The sequence below is a fragment of the Paenibacillus macerans genome, from assembly GCF_050565405.1.
GTDB classification, from domain to species: domain Bacteria; phylum Bacillota; class Bacilli; order Paenibacillales; family Paenibacillaceae; genus Fontibacillus; species Fontibacillus macerans_B.
Genome location: NZ_JBNYYG010000003.1, coordinates 171,010 through 189,922 on the forward strand (window position 1 = coordinate 171,010; position 18,913 = coordinate 189,922).

General features: G+C 53.6%; 17 protein-coding genes and 1 other annotated feature. Of the genes, 12 read left to right on the plus strand and 5 right to left on the minus strand.

The window, feature by feature from the left end; translation table 11 throughout:
- Positions 1-44: 44 nt before the first annotated feature.
- The gene (gene ptsP, locus ACQ4N8_RS04285) at positions 45-1,787 is read left to right on the plus strand and encodes a phosphoenolpyruvate--protein phosphotransferase (RefSeq protein WP_430703105.1); all 1,743 of its coding nucleotides are present in this window, start codon (positions 45-47) and stop codon (positions 1,785-1,787) included.
- A gap of 117 nt (positions 1,788-1,904) precedes the next feature.
- Here ptsP and ACQ4N8_RS04290 read toward each other — a convergent pair whose 3' ends face one another.
- On the minus strand, positions 1,905-2,438 hold the full coding sequence (locus ACQ4N8_RS04290) for a type 1 glutamine amidotransferase domain-containing protein (RefSeq protein WP_430703106.1): 534 nt from the start codon (positions 2,436-2,438) through the stop codon (positions 1,905-1,907).
- A 299-nt stretch (positions 2,439-2,737) separates the two neighbouring features.
- On the opposite strand from ACQ4N8_RS04290, the gene ACQ4N8_RS04295 reads away from it, so the two are divergent.
- From ACQ4N8_RS04295 to ACQ4N8_RS04310, 4 genes are all read left to right on the plus strand, one after another.
- Complete coding sequence (locus ACQ4N8_RS04295; RefSeq protein ID WP_430703107.1) at positions 2,738-3,181, plus strand: hypothetical protein; 444 nt, start codon at positions 2,738-2,740, stop codon at positions 3,179-3,181.
- A 121-nt stretch (positions 3,182-3,302) separates the two neighbouring features.
- The gene (gene ytxJ, locus ACQ4N8_RS04300) at positions 3,303-3,644 is read left to right on the plus strand and encodes a bacillithiol system redox-active protein YtxJ (protein ID WP_430703108.1); all 342 of its coding nucleotides are present in this window, start codon (positions 3,303-3,305) and stop codon (positions 3,642-3,644) included.
- A gap of 112 nt (positions 3,645-3,756) precedes the next feature.
- A complete protein-coding gene (gene ccpA / locus ACQ4N8_RS04305; protein WP_430703109.1) occupies positions 3,757-4,761 on the plus strand; it encodes a catabolite control protein A in 1,005 nt (334 codons plus the stop codon).
- A gap of 172 nt (positions 4,762-4,933) precedes the next feature.
- The gene (locus tag ACQ4N8_RS04310; protein ID WP_430703110.1) at positions 4,934-5,644 is read left to right on the plus strand and encodes a 5'-methylthioadenosine/adenosylhomocysteine nucleosidase; all 711 of its coding nucleotides are present in this window, start codon (positions 4,934-4,936) and stop codon (positions 5,642-5,644) included.
- Positions 5,645-5,655: 11 nt separating this feature from the next.
- Here ACQ4N8_RS04310 and ACQ4N8_RS04315 read toward each other — a convergent pair whose 3' ends face one another.
- Positions 5,656-6,834, minus strand: a complete 1,179-nt coding sequence (locus tag ACQ4N8_RS04315) for an acetoin utilization protein AcuC (RefSeq protein WP_430703111.1) — start codon at positions 6,832-6,834, stop codon at positions 5,656-5,658.
- A 60-nt stretch (positions 6,835-6,894) separates the two neighbouring features.
- Positions 6,895-7,527 carry a GNAT family N-acetyltransferase gene (locus ACQ4N8_RS04320; protein ID WP_430703112.1) on the minus strand — a complete coding sequence of 211 codons (633 nt, stop codon included), beginning with the start codon at positions 7,525-7,527 and terminating at the stop codon, positions 6,895-6,897.
- A 311-nt stretch (positions 7,528-7,838) separates the two neighbouring features.
- Here ACQ4N8_RS04320 and acsA point away from each other — a divergent pair, with 311 nt between their 5' ends.
- The 4 genes from acsA to ACQ4N8_RS04340 all read left to right on the plus strand — a co-directional run bounded on the left by acsA (position 7,839) and on the right by ACQ4N8_RS04340 (position 11,662).
- A complete protein-coding gene (gene acsA, locus ACQ4N8_RS04325) occupies positions 7,839-9,563 on the plus strand; it encodes an acetate--CoA ligase (protein ID WP_430703113.1) in 1,725 nt (574 codons plus the stop codon).
- A 460-nt stretch (positions 9,564-10,023) separates the two neighbouring features.
- Positions 10,024-10,536 carry a hypothetical protein gene (locus ACQ4N8_RS04330; RefSeq protein WP_430703114.1) on the plus strand — a complete coding sequence of 171 codons (513 nt, stop codon included), beginning with the start codon at positions 10,024-10,026 and terminating at the stop codon, positions 10,534-10,536.
- 33 nt (positions 10,537-10,569) lie between these two features.
- Positions 10,570-10,728, plus strand: coding sequence for a hypothetical protein (locus tag ACQ4N8_RS04335; RefSeq protein WP_430703115.1), 159 nt, complete (start codon positions 10,570-10,572; stop codon positions 10,726-10,728).
- A gap of 607 nt (positions 10,729-11,335) precedes the next feature.
- Complete coding sequence (locus ACQ4N8_RS04340) at positions 11,336-11,662, plus strand: MazG-like protein (RefSeq protein ID WP_430703116.1); 327 nt, start codon at positions 11,336-11,338, stop codon at positions 11,660-11,662.
- A 116-nt stretch (positions 11,663-11,778) separates the two neighbouring features.
- Here ACQ4N8_RS04340 and ACQ4N8_RS04345 read toward each other — a convergent pair whose 3' ends face one another.
- The gene (locus ACQ4N8_RS04345; protein ID WP_430703117.1) at positions 11,779-14,886 is read right to left on the minus strand and encodes a transglycosylase domain-containing protein; all 3,108 of its coding nucleotides are present in this window, start codon (positions 14,884-14,886) and stop codon (positions 11,779-11,781) included.
- A gap of 216 nt (positions 14,887-15,102) precedes the next feature.
- Positions 15,103-15,376: a binding site (T-box leader), on the plus strand.
- A gap of 67 nt (positions 15,377-15,443) precedes the next feature.
- Here ACQ4N8_RS04345 and tyrS point away from each other — a divergent pair.
- The 3 genes from tyrS to ACQ4N8_RS04360 all read left to right on the plus strand — a co-directional run bounded on the left by tyrS (position 15,444) and on the right by ACQ4N8_RS04360 (position 18,012).
- Complete coding sequence (tyrS, locus tag ACQ4N8_RS04350) at positions 15,444-16,700, plus strand: tyrosine--tRNA ligase (protein ID WP_430703118.1); 1,257 nt, start codon at positions 15,444-15,446, stop codon at positions 16,698-16,700.
- Between the two features lie 144 nt (positions 16,701-16,844).
- On the plus strand, positions 16,845-17,516 hold the full coding sequence (locus ACQ4N8_RS04355; protein ID WP_430703119.1) for a 7-cyano-7-deazaguanine synthase: 672 nt from the start codon (positions 16,845-16,847) through the stop codon (positions 17,514-17,516).
- Positions 17,517-17,571: 55 nt separating this feature from the next.
- Positions 17,572-18,012, plus strand: coding sequence for an HIT family protein (locus ACQ4N8_RS04360; protein ID WP_430703120.1), 441 nt, complete (start codon positions 17,572-17,574; stop codon positions 18,010-18,012).
- A gap of 28 nt (positions 18,013-18,040) precedes the next feature.
- Here ACQ4N8_RS04360 and rpsD read toward each other — a convergent pair whose 3' ends face one another.
- Positions 18,041-18,640: a 30S ribosomal protein S4 gene (gene rpsD, locus ACQ4N8_RS04365; protein ID WP_430703121.1), complete on the minus strand. Its 600-nt coding sequence runs from the start codon at positions 18,638-18,640 to the stop codon at positions 18,041-18,043.
- Positions 18,641-18,913: the final 273 nt, after the last annotated feature.

Consider the following 18,913-nt stretch of genomic DNA (forward strand, 5'->3'; position numbering starts at 1 on the left):
ACTTCGTAACAGGAACTCATAAGCAGGACATAGGGGGTCAATACATGATACAGGGGATCGGAGCAGCAGCGGGAGTAGCGATCGGCAAAGCTTTCGTACTGCCCGCCTGGGAATGGGACGTACCGGATCGCCGGATGGAGAAGGTGGATCTCGCCAAGGAATTCGAACGGTTATACGAAGGCATTCGCACGTCGAAGACCGAAATCGAAGTAATGAAGAACGAGATCAAGGAAACGGTAGGCGCGGAGGAGTCGGGCATTTTCGACGCCCATCTGGCGATATTGGAGGATCCCGTCTTTATGAGCGAGATCCAGGGGATTATCGAACGCCAGTATAAGGCGGCCGAAGTGGCCGTTAAGGAAGCGATCGATCATTTTGTGACGATGTTCGACCTGCTGGACGATGAATATATGAAAGAACGCGCGCTCGACATCAAGGATGTCGGCAACCGGTTGCTGAAGCATTTGCTGGGCACGCCGGACATCACGCTGCCTGCGGACACCCAGCCTTATATCCTGGTCGCCAAGGAGCTGTCGCCATCCCAGCTGGTCCATTTGAACCCGGACAACGTGCTGGGCATGGTGACGATGGCCGGCGGCAAAACGTCGCACTCCGCCATCATGGCCCGGGCGCTGGGCATTCCGCTGGTCTCCGGCTTGGAGCATAAACTGGCGGAGCCGCTGCAGACCGGAGACTTCTTGGTCATTGACGGCGACGAAGGCCTTGTGTATTTGTACCCCGAGCCGGCCGTGGTGACGCGGTATACGGAGCTCGCCGAGAAGCAGCGCCGCCGGAAAGAGCAGCTGCAGTTGCTGGCCGCGGTCGAAGCGGTCACCAAGGACGGCGTGCGCCTGCGGCTCGCGGGCAACATCAGCTCCGTTAAAGACTTGGAGCTGGCCGTCAAGCACGGGGCGGAAGGCGTCGGCCTGTTCCGGACGGAATTTTTGTATATGGACCGGGCCACGTTTCCCGGGGAAGACGAGCAATTCGAGGTGTATCGGCAGGTTGCGGAGAAGGCCGGAGGTCATCCCGTCGTCATCCGGACTTTGGATATCGGCGGCGATAAGCAGCTGGAGTATTTCGAATTGCAGGAAGAGGATAACCCGGTGCTGGGTTACCGGGGGATCCGCATTAGCCTGGACAGCCGGGAGCTGTTCCAGACCCAGCTGAGCGCGATTTTGCGCGCCAGCGCGTACGGCAAAATGAAAATCCTGTACCCGATGATCTCTTCGCTGGAGGAAATCCGCGCGGCCAACGCTATTTTGGAGGACGCCAAACGGGATTTGATGTCGCGGGGGCTCCGCTATGATCCCGAGATCCAGGTCGGCATCATGATCGAGATTCCCGCGGCGGCGGCGATCGCCGATCTGTTGGCTCAGGAAGCCGACTTCTTCAGCATCGGGACCAACGATTTGGTCCAATACGTGCTGGCCGTCGACCGGATGAACGAGAAGATCGCGCACATGTACCACCCGTTCCATCCGGCCGTGCTGCGCTTGCTGCGGCAGACGGTGCTGGCCGCGAAAGAAGCGGGCATTCCGGTGAGCGTATGCGGGGAGATGGCCGGGGACGAGAAGGCCGTCCCGCTGTGGCTGCACCTGGGTGTTACCGACTTGAGCATGTCGCCGCAGGCACTGCTGCGCGTCAAGCACCGGATCCTGAACTCTGACGCGCAAGAGAGCAAGGGGATCGGCGCGGCGTGCTACCGCCTGTCGACCAGCGACCAGGTCGAATCCGAGCTGGTGCGTTTCGGGCACGAGCTGGAGCAGGAGCGTCTGGGCAAATAGGCGCGGGATTACAAAAAAACAGGCCGTCCCCAAGGTCAGAAAATGACCGGGGACGGCCTGTTTCGTTAAAGCGGTAGCCATGCTACCGCAAATGCAAATGTGCATTTGATTTGCCGGTTAGCCCTCCTTGGCGACCGCGTCGACAAACGCCTTGCCGTAAGGCGGCAGGTCCGGCGGACGGCGGGCGGAGACGATGTGCCCGTCCACGACGACGGGTTCGTCCTTCCAGATCGCCCCGGCATTTTGCATATCGTCGCGGATGCCCGGCGTGGAGGTGACGGTTACGCCTTGGAGAATTCCGGCGGAGATCAACACCCAACCGGCATGGCAAATTTGCCCGATCGGTTTCTTCGCTTCGTGCAGCTCGCGAACGATCTCGAGCACTTTGCCGTAACGCCGGAGCTTGTCCGGAGCCCAGCCTCCGGGAACGAGAATGCCGTCGTAGCGGCTGGCATCGATTTCCTCGAAGGCGTACTGCGCTTCGGCGGGCACGCCGTACTTGCCGATGTATTTTTTCCCTTTCTCCGGACCGGCCAAATGCACCTCGGCCCCCTCCTCGCGAACGCGGTAGATCGGGTACCACAGCTCCAAATCCTCGAATTCTTCATCGACCAGAGCGATGATCTTTTTACCAGTAAGTCTCAAATCCATCTCCTCCTTGCTTTTGCGGCTCTTGACGAAAAGCCGTTTCAATATTTTAATTGTATCAAAAATGATAACTATTTCTATGTCCTGCGGTTTTGGCATCCTTTCCAAACGTGGTAATTTTAAGTATCTTTCTCTAATAGAAGGAGAACTCCGCAGGCAGGTCGAATAGAACTATTATTCATGTAAACATGTAAAAGAAACTAATAGAAACGTCTATAATTCTATAATCATCAAAAATCATCGAAATCAAACTAAAGAAATTGAACGAACTATAACGTTGAGGACTAAGATGAGGTGGTACTGTGCGAAAGCACTGTCATTGCGGGGAAACAATGAACCTTGGCTTCAGGCTGGTTATTTTTGAAGGAATCTACGAAATCGACCGCGTTCCTATTTACGAGTGCGAGGATTGCAGCTATTACGAGGTGCTTCCCGAGGTGAAAACGGATCTGACGGACATCCTGGCCGAGCTGAAGAAAGAGCAGCCTAACGGACGAATTTACTTCACCGAGATAAACGAACTGGCCGATCTGATTTTCGGAATTTACCGCCAGTGGAACCGAACCGAAAACGCTTCCTTCGAAAGCATGCTGGAGCAGCAATGCCAAGAAAGAATCAACCTGCTGCTGGATTTGTACGGCGGGGCCAAAAGCATCGGCGATGTGGATTGGATGGACGAGATTTCCAAACGTTTATCCCAATTGTCTAAATACGTAAAAAATCGGCAGCTTTCCAAAGCCAATTGACGCATTTGCCCGTATTTTGAAAATGTTTTTGCAAATGATGTTGTATTTTCATTTCGCTTTTTGTTAAGATATCTACAGAACATCTGGAGATTCTTATTCGAAATTAAGGGGATGAAACGTCATGTCCGAATTGATAAGAATACAATCGATCCAGGAGCTCCATGCCGCATTGGAACGCTCCGCAAGCCAGCCGCTCCTGCTCTTCAAGCACAGCACCCGATGCCCGATCAGCGCCGGGGCGCACAGGGAAGTCGAGGCTTATTTGAACGGGACTCCGCGTGAAGACGTTACATACGGACTGATTTACGTCATTGAGGACAGAGACGTGTCGAATGAGACGGCGGACCGGCTTGGCGTAAAGCACGAATCGCCTCAGGCGATTCTGGTCAAGGGCGGACAACCCGTCTGGCACACCTCCCATTCAAAGATTAAGAAGACGGCGCTGCAGGAGATTTTGGCCTGATTGAAGCGTTATCATTGCATAAAGTAGTATTTTGTCGTATCATAAATTTAATTGGAGCTCTGGAACTTTACCGGATGAACGAGTGAAAATCTATGGCAATGGAGAGAAGAATGTGACGGTTACCATTTACGATGTGGCACGTGAAGCAGGCGTCTCGATGGCCACGGTTTCCCGGGTTGTCAACAACAATCCGAATGTGAAGCCGCAGACCCGGAAAAAGGTTTACGAAGCGATTGAACGGTTAGGCTATCGGCCTAATGCTGTGGCTAGGGGTCTTGCCAGCAAGAAGACCACCACGGTTGGCGTGGTGATCCCCGATATTTCGAATTCGATTTTTGCGGAAATCGCCCGGGGCATCGAAGATATTGCGAACATGTATCACTATAACATTATTTTGTGTAACGCCGACAAACGCAAAGAGAAGGAGATCCGCGTCATTAACACGCTGCTGGAGAAGCAGGTGGACGGGCTTCTGTTCATGGGCGGCACCGTAACCGAGGAGCATATTCAAGCGTTCCAGACGTCCGCGGTACCCATCGTGCTTTGCGCAACGAGCGACGAGAACGGACTTTACCCATCGGTAGATATCGACCATGAGGCAGCGGCTTTCGATGCCGTCAGTACGTTGATTCGCCATGGGCATCGCGAGATTGCGATGATCAGCGGAACGCTGCAGGATCCGGCGAACGGCTATGCCCGGTTCCAAGGCTACAAACGCGCTTTGGAAACGGCGGGAATTCAGTATCAGGAGGATCTGGTACGGATCGGGAATTACCGCTACGAATCCGGCGTGGAAGCGATGAAGTATTTCCTGGGGCTGAAGAAGCGCCCGACGGCGATTTTTGCGGCGACGGACGAAATGGCGATCGGCGCGATCCACAGCATTCAGGACGAAGGCTTGAAAGTGCCTGACGACTTCTCGATCATCAGCGTCGATAACATTCGCATGGCCTCGATGGTGCGTCCGCAGCTGACGACGGTGGCTCAGCCGATGTACGACCTCGGCGCGGTAGCGATGCGCTTGCTGACGAAGCTGATGAAGAAGGAAGCGGTCGAGAACCCGCGGGTCATTTTGCCGCATGAGACGATTTTGCGCTTGTCCGTAAGCCACGTTTGATCGGGTACAAGGGGCATACGGAAGAGCCGATAGAGAGATAATGTACACATAGAAAAATATATATGAAAAAGGTTATACAACGGAAAAAGCTCCTTCTCAGGAGCTTTTTTGAGTATTCGGGGACCCGATATCTTGCCCCTTCGTTATGGGGAGAACAGGAGTGAGCGAAACCATGATCAAAACGATTGGCTTGATGGGAGCGATGGATGAGGAAATTGCGTTGCTGCTGGAGAAGGTGGAGCGGCAGGAGCCGGTCATCGTCGCCGGAATCCGGTTCGTCAAAGGCGTGCTGCATGGCCGGGAGGTGGTCGTATGCAAATCGGGCGTCGGCAAAGTCAACGCGGCGGCGACCGCGCAAATTTTGATCGGCCGATTCGGCGTAGACGCGGTGTGGTTTACCGGGGTAGCCGGTGCAGTCCATCCGGATTTGGACGTGGGCGACGTCGTTATCTCCTCGTCCTGCCGGCAGCACGACATGGACGTCAGGCCGCTGGGGTTCCCGCGCGGCGTAACTCCGTATCAGGAGGTATCCGATTACCCGGCGGAACCGGCGTTCATCCGCTTGGCGGAGAGCGCCTGTGCCCGCCAGGGCACCGATCACAAGCATATGATCGGCCGGGTGCTGTCCGGCGATCAATTTATCGCCGATCATGGCTTTGTAGCCTCGGTGCTGCATGGGGAGCTGGGCGGCGCTTGCGTCGAAATGGAAGGGGCTGCGCTGGCCCAGGTTTGCCATATGAACCAGGTGCCGTTTATCGTCCTTCGTTCGATCTCGGATAAAGCCGACGGTTCGGCGGACGTGAATTTCGCCGAATTTACCGTGCTGGCTTCGCAGCGCTCGTTTGCGATTTTGAACGATATGATCGAGCATTTAGAACGATGAGACCAGGCTAATTAAGGATAATCCTGCAAGGCGACCGCGAGACTCTCGCGGTTTTTTGCCGTGATTTCGACCCGGCGGGGAATCCCCTCCCAATGCGAGAGGTCGTCGAGCCAGGCTTCAGGCAGGGAGAAGGGCGTTTGCGGCTGCCAACGATCGATCCAGGCTTTGGGGAGAGGCAGCTGCGGATTTTTCCGCAGGCTTTCCTTCAAAGGGTGGTCGCTCATCTCCAGCCACAACAAGCTCCAGGCGCGGGGAACGACCCGCCAGAAATCATATCCGCCGCCGCCCATGGCAACCCATCGTCCCTCGCAGTAAGTATGGGCCAGCTCGTGCAGGATCGCTGGCATTTCCCGGAAAATCGCCATGCTGCAATGCATGTGGGATAACGGGTCCAGGGCATGGGCATCGCAGCCGTGCAGGCTGACGATCAGGTCCGGCTGATAATAGGCCGTCAGCCGCCGTATCGACTCCTCGAAGCATTCCAGCCAGGAATCGTCTTCGGTATAAGGCTGCAGCGGCAGGTTCATGCAGGCGCCGTAGCCCTGATGCTCGCCGCGCTCCGGCAAAAATCCGGTCCCTGGGAACAGGTATTTGCCCGTTTCGTGAATGGAATAGGTGCATACGTCCGGGTCCGAATAGAAGCTCCACTGAACCCCGTCTCCGTGGTGCACATCCGTGTCCACGTACAAGACGCGCGCGCCGTAGCGGCGGCGGGCATAATCGATCGCCACCGCGGCGTCGTTGTAAATGCAGAAGCCGGCCGCTTTCGCCGACAAAGCGTGATGCAGCCCGCCGCCCAGATGCAGGGCGTGGGTGCTGGCGCCGGAGAGGACCGTTTCCACCGCCGTAATCGTCCCGCCGACGACCCAGGAGGCCGCCTCGTGCATGCCGGGAAAATACGGGGTATCTTCATCCAGCAGCCCGAATTGCTCGCCCCGGTTGATCCACTCCGGTTCCGGAGCCGGAGCGCTGAGCCGCTTGACGGCTTCAAGGTATGCCGGCTGATGGATCCACAGCAGCTCTTCGTCGGTCGCCGGCCGCGACGGGAGCATTTGATGCGGCGCTAGCGCGCCGAGCTCCCGCAGCAAATCCATCGTCAATTCCAGCCGGATCGGGTGAAACGGATGGCTGTCATGGAAGCGATAGTTCATCGCTTGCTCATGGTGGACGAATAAAGCGCTTCCAGGCACGGGATCACCCGCCTTTCTTTCTTGATCGCTCACAGCGAACGGCCACGAACGGTTTGAGATTCAATACATAAATCGCTGCTGGAAGCGGATTCGGTCAAACTGCTCCTCGGAGGAGAGGGGAACCTCTTTACCGATCCGCACCATCAGGCAATTGGCCGGATGGGAGCAAATTTCCGGGTCGTCGGTGGCATACCAGACCATGTCGACCGTTTTCATCAGGCGCTCCATCATGTTACGGTAATCCCAAACGGACAAGCCGCTGTTTTTCAAATCCCAATGCCAGTAATATTCGGTCGTAAACACGATATATCTCTCCATCTGGCCGCCCTCGAACGCCGTCCGGATCATCTTCGACCCGAGACCCAACGAACGGTAGTCGTCGGCCACCTCAATGGCTCCCAGCTCGATCAGGTCGGACATGCGGCCCTGCGACCAGCGCTCCAGCTCGTCGGGATAATGAAAGGTTACATAACCGACGATGGTCGACTCCTCCCGGGCCAGGATGATGCGGCCCTCCGGGAGCCCGGCGATCTCCACCAGCGCTTCATGCTGATCGGCAGGCTTGCGGAACGCGTCCAGATCCGGGTGCATTTTTAAGGTTTGGAGCTGCGAAGGGGCCACCGGTCCCTCCAAGACGATCTCACGATGCTGATGGGGCAGGGTGTGGCGGATATAGGTTTTAAGGTGTTCCATGGAACCGCCTCCTTTGCTCGTTCCCCTCACTTATAACAGAAAAATGAAAAATTGAAAAGTGTAGCCTGTGCGCGAAAACGTGTGCTATAATGTTCTCCGACATAAAATTTTCACATTTACAAGCCACTTGTGTGATTGTTGTTCTCGAAAAATAGCTTTTTCATCTATCGTTGCTTGCTTTTTCGATCGAAACGGATGCCTTCACCCAATGACGCTGAAAGAAACCTTTCACCTTACACTGCCATGTATCCGTTTTCATAAACTTTGATCTATTGTTAGGGTATTTCCAAAGATTAAGGGAGGATGAAACGATGAGTCAACTGCAAGGGGAAATCATTTCGGCGGGCGTTCCGTCGTCCAACATGAACAGCTATGAAGAGGCTTACGAAAACTTCAATTGGGATGGCGTAGAGAAGCAATTTTCCTGGTACGCCACAGGCAAAGTGAATATGGCTTACGAGGCGATCGACCGCCACGTGGACGCCGGCAAAGGCGATCGTGTAGCGCTGCGCTTCAGCGATCCGGCGCGGGAGGAGACGTACACTTACGAGGAGCTGCAAGGACTGACGGGCCGGTTTGCCAATGTGCTGCGCAAGTACGGGGTCACCAAGGGCGACCGGGTCTTCGTGTTTATGCCGCGGACGCCGGAGTTGTACGTGAGCGTGCTCGGGACGATCAAAGTGGGGGCGGTTGTGGGGCCGCTGTTCGAGGCGTTTATGGAGACGGCGGTCAAGGACCGGCTGGAGGACAGCGGGGCGGTGGCGCTAGTAACGACCCCGGCGTTGCTGCCGCGGGTGAAGCGCGAGGAACTGCCGACGCTGCGGACGATCTTCGTCGTTGGCGACGAGGTCGCTGCAGGGGACGGGATCGTCGATTTCAAAGCGGAGATGGAAGCGGCGTCCCCGGAGGCCGAGATCGAATGGGTGAACCGCGAGGACGGCCTGATTTTGCATTATACGTCCGGCTCCACCGGCAAGCCGAAAGGCGTTTATCATGTGCACAACGCGATGATTCAGCACTACCATACCGGGAACGTCGTGCTGGACCTGAAGGAAGGGGACGTGTATTGGTGCACGGCGGACCCCGGGTGGGTCACCGGGACGTCTTACGGCATCTTTGCCCCGTGGCTGCACGGGGTGACGAACGTCGTGCGCGGCGGACGCTTCAGCCCGGCCGATTGGTACGAGACGATTCAGAAAAACCAGGTGACTATCTGGTACAGCGCGCCAACTGCATTCCGTATGTTGATGGGAGCCGGGCAGGACGTGATCAAGCAATATGATCTCTCCTCGCTGCGCCACGTGATGTCGGTCGGCGAACCGCTGAACCCCGAGGTCGTGCGTTGGGGGATGAAGGTATATAATCATCGCATTCACGATACGTGGTGGATGACCGAAACGGGCGGACAGCTGATCTGCAACTATCCGTCGATGCCGATCAAACCCGGCTCGATGGGCAAGCCGGTGCCCGGCATCCAGGCGGCGATCATCGACGATAACGGCAAGGAGCTGCCGCCGTACCGGATGGGGAACCTGGCCATCCGCACCCCATGGCCGTCGATGATGCGGCTAATCTGGAACAATGCGCCGAAATACGAGGAATATTTCCGCATTCCCGGCTGGTATATCTCCGGCGATACGGCCTATATGGACGAGGACGGGTATTTCTGGTTCCAGGGCCGGATCGACGACGTGATCAACTCCTCCGGCGAGCGCATCGGCCCGTTCGAGGTCGAAAGCAAGCTCGTCGAGCATCCTGCCGTCGCCGAAGCCGGGGTAATCGGGAAACCCGATCCCGTGCGCGGGGAGATCATCAAGGCGTTCATTTCGCTGCGCGAAGGCTTTACGCCGTCCGAAGAACTGAAGGCGGAGATCGCCAAGTTCGTCAAGGAAGGGCTGTCCGCCCACGCTGCCCCGCGCGAAATCGAGTTCAAAGACAAACTGCCCAAAACCCGCTCCGGCAAAATCATGCGCCGCGTGCTCAAAGCCTGGGAGCTCAACCTCCCGGCCGGCGATTTGTCGACGATCGAGGATTAAGGGCGTCGATTTATGGAAGGTAAGGCCCCCTCAAGCGGCAGCTTGAGGGGCCTCTTTTTTGGGGATTTGCCCCCTCTGGGCCACCGGGATCCGATTATATGCGAAAAATCGTACATATTCGCTTATATTTAGCCAATTCACCGCGTTGTATATGAAATATCATACACAATCGTTCCTATGGAGCCTCAACCTTGATATTTTGTGCGAAAAATCGATCATACTCCACCAAACTTTTGGTTCACAGCGGATTATGTTCGAAACATCATATTTAAGCTACTGTCTGTCATTCACACAAACCAGAGATTTGTCAGAATGCGTCTGAAACAACAAGCCCCGCTCCGTGCTACCGCTATAGTTCGATAGTCAAGCTACAATATACCTGTTTTAAACTGTGAAAATTCTCCGAAATTATATAATAAACAAAAATGATATTTTCTCATAAATATAGGCGACAACGGCGATGGTTAAGGGGCAAATTGGCTCGGCATCATATTTTACCGATCAATTATGGGACTTGATCAACAGCGACCGTTTGGATGAAAGAGAGAAAGCCCGATCCGAATGGAGGGCAAATGCGGAGCTTTATGCCCGTGATTATGAGGGTTTGCGAACAAGATTACCACGGGATATTTCTGAATTTTTTCAAAAGAATGATTTTCATGATTATCGAATCGTGGATTTCAAAATAACGCAAACCCAAAACGGTCCGAAGTTCCCGGTTTCGGTGGTACTGATTGTCTCCAATAGCGATGATAAATGGACGATCGCTTATAGCAGGGTTTCGAGAATAAGCCTGGATTTTATCTCGGGGACCTCTTCTTATGAGATCGGAAGAGGTTTGGATCATTGGGGTTATGATGAGTTTGCGGCTGTAGATCACGACACCCTATCGCATGAAATTCTATTCGCATCCGGGGCAACGCTGCTGGTGCATTTTAAGGACAAACATATTTCTTTGAGCAGGCTGAGGTAGCGATGACTGGAGGTAATAGAGAGAGAAGATTGTATGGACTTCAAAGCTTATTCTCTTGACTCTAACCATTATGATGCAACCAGTGTTTTAGGATTGGCTTTGCTTCGAATGAAGGACTATCATGAAGCATTAGCCGCCTTTATAATATCCCATCAAATCGATCCTCAAAATATAGATGCATTAACGATGTAATTTATTGCTATATTAAGCTGAACCAGTTTCAAGATGCGTTCCATTGGGCTCAAAAAGGCTTGATGGTTGACTGCGAAAATAAACGGACCAAGGATTCTGCGCAATAGAGCTCTTATTCGATGATTTAACCCAAAGTGTAGCTATGTCGGGAGAGTTCGAGGTGCTGGAGTGAAGGTGAGAGAGGGATATGGGACATCCAAATTGGCGTTTTCGCCATCAGTCTGATTATCTATCGGGTATGAAACTGCGGTTGGCGGTGTATTCACCAGCAAATCCAAAATGGGACCATGATCATTCGAGTTTTGCTGGGCCAATGTTCCCGAGGAACTCTGCAAAGGATACACGACGGAGGATAAGTATTACTGGATCTGTCCCGACTGCTATGAAGATTTTAAAGACATGTGTAGGTGGAGGGTTCAATCTTAAATCAAGCATGAAAAGTAAGCTGCTATAAAGAAACGGACTCGCTAGCAACGATTCGTTGCCGGGCGAGTCCTTTGTTTTGTTATAGCTCTCTTAATATGACAGACCGTCGTCAAGTTAAGTAGCGTATGATTCCTTGTATGTGCTAACTATAGGGCTAATTAATGAAGGGAAGATCGGATCTATGAATGACATGAAATTTAGTGAAGCCGTTGAGCGTTCCTTACGGATCAGACAACTTTATCATCAGTTGGAGCGACGCTACCATGAACAGGAATGGACGGTGGAAGAGGATGCGTTGGCTTTTCTAACCGATGCCGGGCTGGTCGGCCGTCTGACGATGTCGCAGCAAGGGCGCTGGCCCGTTCCGGGGGAGACGGAATCCGAACTGGAGCATAAGCTTGGCGAGTGTGTATGGTGGCTGATCATTCTGGCAGAGCGCCTGGACATGGATGTCGGCCGAGCAGTAGAGCAGTTTTTGACCAAGACGGAGAATTTGTTGGCCGATTAACAAGGCAGGTCCTTGTATCGATAACAAAGCCGGGACCCTCAGTCGCACAAGTCTTAGTTTGAACATTTGCCCGTTAAAAAAGCAGCAGGCTCTTCTCAGAACCTGCTGCTTTTGCTTTATTTACTGTACTGCACCGGCGATGACGGCGGGGATTCGCCCAGCACGTTGACGGAGGTGACCTGGATCCAGACGGTGCTGGAATCGGTTTTGAACGAATAGTGCGTATCCGAGGTGGAGCCGACCTTCGTGTAGGAGCCGCTTTCGGCATCGGATACGTAGACGTTGTAGCTCGTTACGAGGTCCAAGGCGCCATTGGCCTCCCAGCTCACCGTAAACCCGCGGTCGCCCTTCTGGACGTTCACCCCGGCCGGTGAGGCGGGGAGAGGGCCGTCCGAACCGTTGTCCCCGATCGTGCCGTCTCCATCCGGAGTATTGCCTTGGCTGTCCGGCGTCGATCCGGAGTCGTCCGGTAGCACGCTTCCGCCGAGATAGCTGACGATCGCGCTTGGCGATGATTCATGACCGGCGACATCGACCGCCGTCACATAATAGGCGGTGCTAAAGCCCGCGGAACCGGAATCGGCAATCGAGGCCGGATCCCCGGTTAAGGCCGCTTTCCCGGTGTATTGGAACGTTACGCCGTCGTCCGCGCGGTATAAGCGGTAACCGACGACGTCTTTTTCACGGTTCTCGCTAAACGTGATCGTGACCGCGCCTCCGCCGTTCGACAGGTTGACGCCCTGCGGAGAAGCCGGTGCCTGGCCGTCGTCGGTGCGCGGATCCGGCTTATACGGCGCGTCTTCGCCGGCATCCTTCGGCATGTAGAAGCTCAGCGGTTTATGGCCGCCGGACATACCGGCAAAGGCTTTCTCGAGCTCTTCTTTGAGCACCTGGATCGGCGTCTCGCGGCGAACGACGACCTTCTCCCGCAGCATATCGGACGGCGTCTTCTCCAGCGGCACGTAGTTGATGCCTTCATAGGTAACGTATTTCGCTCGGATCAGGACATCGTCCGGTTCCGTCGGCACGAATTTGGCGTTGAAAATATCCGTAACCAGCTTGCCGGCCTGCTGCGTCAACTGGGTCGGCAGTTTGCCGCTGTAGCCGGACACCGTTTTGGACACGATGCCGTCCGGTTTGGCGAATTCTTTGGTAACGAACAGACCCTGTTCGTTTTCGGTCACCTCGCTCATGACCTGCGCCCAAATTTTGCGGGCCCGCGATTTGCCGGCTTCCGAGAGCGTGTTGACCGGTTCCTTATAGCCGACCCAGACGCCTAGAGTCACGTCCGGCGAATAGCCCATAAACCAGACGTCGGCATAGTTTTGCGTCGTGCCCGTTTTGCCGACGACCGGGATCTTGCCGTAGTTTTTAAAGTCGCTTTTGATCGATTTGCCCGTGCCGTCTTTGATGACGGTGCGCAGCATATCGGTCATCAGGTAAGCCGTTTGCTCGGAGAATACCCGTTGCGGTTTGACTTCATGCTTGTAGACGATATTCCCTTTGGCATCGGCGATTTTCTCGATCATGTACGCGTCGGTGAACTCTCCGCCATTGGGGATCGCGCTGTAGGCATTGGTCAATTCTTCGACCGTCACGCCGTATTTCAAACCGCCGAGCACGCCAGTTTGCGCGCTGTAATCCTCGTCCTCCAGCGTGGTGATGCCCAGCTTCTTGGCGAAGTCCCAGGCCTTGTCGATGCCGACGATATCGTTGAACACCCGCAGCGCCGGAATGTTCCGGGATTCGTTAAGCGCGGTCCGGGCCGTTACGAGGCCCTTGTAGCCGCCGCTCGAGTTCACCGGAATATGGAACCCCTTTTGATAGTCCTTCAAAATGATCGGCGAATCGTCGATGATGCTGGCCGGCTGAATCAAACCGGCGTCGATGGCCGGCAAATAGGCGGCGATCGGCTTCATCGTCGAACCCGGTTGACGTTTCATTTGCGTCGCGTAGTTCATCTGCTCCGTATAGAAATCCCGGCCTTCGATCATGCCGAGAATCGCGCCGGACTTGTTGTCGATCATCATCGCGGCGACCTGTTCCAGGCCTTTTTTCTCGCTGTAAGGGGAGAAATTCTCCTCGTTGTCCGAGACCTTGTGCATCGAATTGTAAACCTGCTTGTCGATGGTCGTGTACACGCGGTAGCCCCCGGTCAACAGCTCCTGCCGGGCTTCCTCCAAAATTTGCGAGTTGGCGGCCACTTCCTCCTTGGTCATCTCCGGATTGTTCAGCATGCCGATGACGATCGCGCCTTGCCGTTCCGTTTCCAGCATCAGGTAAGGGAAGGTGTCGTAAGCCTTTTTGGTCGGCTCGGCCAGCGATCCCTTGATGTCGAAGGCGAGCGCTTCGTTATACTGGGCCGACGTGATTTTGTTCTCTTCCAGCATGCGCTGCAGCACCAACTGCTGGCGTTTTACCGCCCGCCCGAAGGCTTCCTCGTTGAATTCCCCTTTGCCGTTAAAGGCGGAATAGGAGGAGGGCAACTGCGGCAACCCGGCCAAATACGCCGCTTGCGCAATGTTCAGGTCCTCCAGATTGGCGACGTTGAAGATCCCCTTGGCCGCGGCTTTGATGCCGTACACTTGGTACCCGTTGGAGCCGTTGCCGAACGGAACCTTATTCAAATAAGCCGTAATGATTTCTTCCTTGGATAAAAAACGTTCCAGCCGGAGCGCCAGCAGCATCTCCTTGACCTTACGGTCTTCCGTCTTGTCCAGGTTCAGGAACACGCGCCGCGCCAACTGCTGCGTCAGCGTACTGCCGCCGGTCTGAACGTCCTCGTGGAGAAGCCTTTGCTTGACCGCGCGCAGCGTACCCTTAAAGTCGATGCCGATATGCTCCTCGAAATGGTTGTCCTCGATGGCGATCACCGCATCGAGCACCGTCTGGGGAATTTCCTTGTAAGCGACGGGGCGGCGGTCTTCTTCCGAGCGGAGCTGGCCGATGGGCTGTCCGTCGCGGAAATAAGCGAATCCCGTCATCTCGTTATGGTTGATCTTCTCTTCAATGTCGGTACGCGACCGCACCGGATCGTCCTTGACGATGGAGGATACGTATCCGAATACGGCGCCCCCGGCAAACAACGCACCGGCAAAACCCAGCACGACGAGCCAACCTACGATCGCCCAGGCTAAGCGGCCTTTTTTGCGCCGTCGGGCCGGCTTGTCGCTGCGGGTTTTTCGCCCTTGCTTGCCGGAGCTTTTGTCGTTCTCATGAGCCATGAATGATCCTCCTTTTCAAACAGCAACATTATAGCATAAAAAAGGGGATTTGGATGTTGTTTCAGCCTATTTTGGCGTGGTTTGGAGCGTTTTATCGCGAAAATAGGACCGGTGAACCTCCGCGGCGATCCCTCGAAAATGATCCGGCCTTATTAGTTTCGGGAGGTTTGACTTTGGAAATGCATCTATGTTATAAAATAACTTAATCGCATATCGACAAAGGCTTGGAAAGACTAAGTAGAAGGCGGAATCCCGCCGCTCAGAGAATCGGTGGTCGCTGCGAACCGAACGGGCGGATCCCTTTTGAATTACCGTCTGGAGCCGTCCGGGGGAACGCGCGAAGCGATAAGCGCGCCAGTAGTCCGGTACCGGGATAACCCGTTATACGAATGAAGTGAAAACCGTGATGCGGATCGCCGGCAGTTTGCCGTTGCGTCGGCAGGCGGTTTTAATTAGGGTGGTAACGCGAGCGCTCCTTCTCGTCCCTTGGGATGAGAAGGAGCTTTTTTGCGTTTTTCGATAGGCAGCCCGAACATATTGGATGGAGGAATGAGCAAATGAAGTGGGAAGAATTAAGCGCGGCGCAGCAGGCCGAGGTGGAACGCCAGTTGAAGGTGATTTCCCGCGGCGTGGTGGAAATTGTGCCGGAGGACGAATTGAAGCGGAAGGTCATGAAATCGGTCGTGACCGGCAAAGCGTTGAAAGTCAAGCTGGGGCTCGACCCGTCGGCGCCGGATATTCACGTCGGGCATACGGTGGTCATGCAGAAGCTTCGCCAGTTCCAGGAGATGGGCCATCAGGTGCAGTTGATCATCGGCGACTTTACGGGGCGGATCGGCGATCCCACCGGTAAATCGGAAACCCGCAAGCAGCTGACGGAAGAAGACGTGCAGCGGAATGCCGAAACGTACCGCCAGCAAATTTTCAAAATTTTGGACCCTGCCAAAACGCAGGTTAACTTTAACTCCGAATGGCTGGCGCCGATGACGTTTGCCGACGTCGTGAAGCTGTCCGCCAAAGTGACGGTGGCGCGGATGCTCGAGCGTGACGATTTCACGAAGCGCTACACGAGCGGCCAGCCGATCAGCATCCATGAGTTTTTCTACCCGCTGATGCAGGGCATGGATTCGGTGGCGCTGGAGAGCGACATCGAGCTTGGGGGAACGGACCAGAAGTTCAACCTGCTGATGGGACGTACGCTGCAGAAGGAGTACGGCAAGGACACGCAGGTCGCGATCATGACCCCGATCATCGAAGGGCTGGACGGCGTGCAGAAAATGAGCAAAAGCCTCGGCAACTACATCGGCATTAATGAAGCGCCGAATGAAATCTACGGCAAAGCCATGTCCGTGCCGGACGAGCTGATGACGAAATACTACGAGCTCGTGACGGATTTGTCGGGCGAGGAGCTGGCCGTGCTGACGGAAGGGATCCAGTCGGGAGCGGTGCATCCGCGCGATGCCAAAATGAAGCTGGCCTACACGCTGGTCCGGATGTACCACGGGGCGGAAGCGGCCGAAGCGGCTCAAGAGCATTTCGTCACCGTATTTCAGCAGCGGGCGCTGCCGGAGGACATCGAAGAGAAGGAGATTCCTGCCGCTGAGCTGGAGGACGGGAAAATCCGCCTGATCAAGCTGCTGACGCTGATCGACTTCGCCGCCTCCAACGGGGAAGCCAAACGTAGCATCCAGCAAGGCGCGGTCAAACTAAATGAAGAGAAGATCGACGATCCGAACGCCGAAATTTGGCTTGCAGGCGGGGAGATCATCCAGGTAGGCAAGCGCAAATTCGCCAAGCTGTTGGTGAACAAATAAGATGATTGACAAGGTCGGAATATGTGTGTTCCGGCCTTTTTTGTCAGATTAATCAAGAAGTAAGATTATTGAAAAATATTCCATATAATGTTATAATATTACTAATTCACGTAAAGGAGGTTTTATTTTGAAAAAGCAGTTATTATGTTGTCAGGTGGGCCAGATTCAAGTACACTTGCTTATTGGGTAAAACAACAAGGTTACGAGCTTCATTCGCTGACTTTTAATTTCGGTGAAGAGGAAGGGGACGCTGAGAAGCAATGCTCACAATTTATTGCAGATCAAGTTTCCAGTTCTCATAAGTTTGTAGATTTTATATCTCCAATGAAAGATTTGTATGCTTTTGATGACATACCAGATCCCATACACATACTAAGAAAAGTTGCCACCCCATATGAACATGTAAGAGGATTTGGAGCTGGTATAGCTTTGTCTATTGCTGCATCTTATGCAATTGAGCTGGGGGCGAGCGATTTATTCTATGCTGTTCACAAAGATGATACTGTATATAGAGAAAATAATGATGATTTCTTTAAATTAATATCTAAAGCTATTTCTATTGAGTGCGGAAAAGGTTTCAAGATTCATACCCCTTTCTTAGGAAAAAGCAAAGCGGAAGTTTTACGATTAGGTGCTGAATTAGGAGTGCCCCTTCAAAAAACATGGAGTTGTGCTACGAATAGTGAAATACAATGTGGTACATGTGAACCTTGTAAAGATCGAAGAAATGCATTTATTATTAATGGAATTGAGGATCTGACATTGTATAAAGATCCATCCCAATTTTTGCTTATAAACATGCATAATCGGAGTTAAAGAGGAACAGAACTTTACTGTTCCTCTTTTAATCATAGAAAGAAAGGATCCGATGATGACTGATTGTATACTTTGCGAAGTTATAAAATCCCGGGAAGCCGTCATTTTATACGAGTCCACACACGTTCTGTGCATATTCGATCTATATCCGGCTACAAAAGGACATTTGTTGATTTTTCCGAAGTCGCATATTGAACGGTTGCATCTGATCGATGACGATCCCCTGCAAAACGACTTGTTTGATACGTTGGTTACCGTATGTAAGTGGCTTGTGGAGAGTCAATTGTGTACGGACTATAATATTGTTCAATGTAACGGACCGCTAGCGGATCAAGAAATTCAGCATGTTCATTTTCACGTCATTCCGCGTTATGTGGAGGACGGCATCGTAATCGATCTGAACGAACATGCAGAGCGTGCGGATCGGAAAACGTTACAGTCGATTGGCAGCCTGATTACTAGAACCAAACATCAAAAAACCGGCCCAAGTCGATAACGACTTGGGCCGGTTTTGCTTGCGAATCTTAACGGTTGTAGAACTCGACGATTTGTTTCTCGTCGATGTCTTGGGACAGCTCGGAACGTTCAGGCAAACGGATGAATTTGCCTTCCAGAGCCGTATCGTTGAATTCCAGGTAAGCCGGAAGATGCGAACGGTTTTCCAAAGCTTCTTTAACCGAGGAAAGACCGCGGCTTCTTTCGCGAAGGCCGATAACGTCGCCGATGCTAACGCGATAGGAAGCGATGTCCACTTTCTTGCCGTTAACGGTTACGTGGCCATGGGATACGAGCTGACGCGCACCGGCGCGGGAGTTCGCAAAGCCAAGACGGTAAACGAGGTTGTCCAAACGGCTTTCAAGCAGGAACATGAACGTTTCGCCCGCGATACCAGGCATATGTTGCGCTTTCTCGAACAGGGTGCGGAACTGCTTCTCACCCAAACCGTACATGTGGCGGAGCTTTTGTTTCTCGAGCAGCTGTGCGCCGTAGTTGCTGATTTTTCTGCGTTGGTTAGCGCCGTGTTGTCCCGGAGGGAAAGGACGCTTCAAGTCTTTGCCTGTACCGCTCAAGGAAATGCCGAGACGGCGGCTGAGTTTAAATTTAGGACCAGTGTAACGTGCCATTGTATAGGTAGACTCCTTTGTTGGTTAAATTTCGTGTAGGGTTCTACTTGCGCGGGTTTTGTATGGCCGAGCGAAGGATAGAAAAATACGCTCTCTGACAAGAAAGTTCAGCCGCTGTCCTGTCAGCAACAAAAACCGAGAGGGTGCTCGCATGCGTTACGCCCTAATCAAGACTCTATCCAGTCTTTATCAACAATATATATTATATGAATTGGTGGGATAAAGTCAATAAGATGTTTTTGTTTGAAAAGGGGATTTTTTGTCGATAGGGCT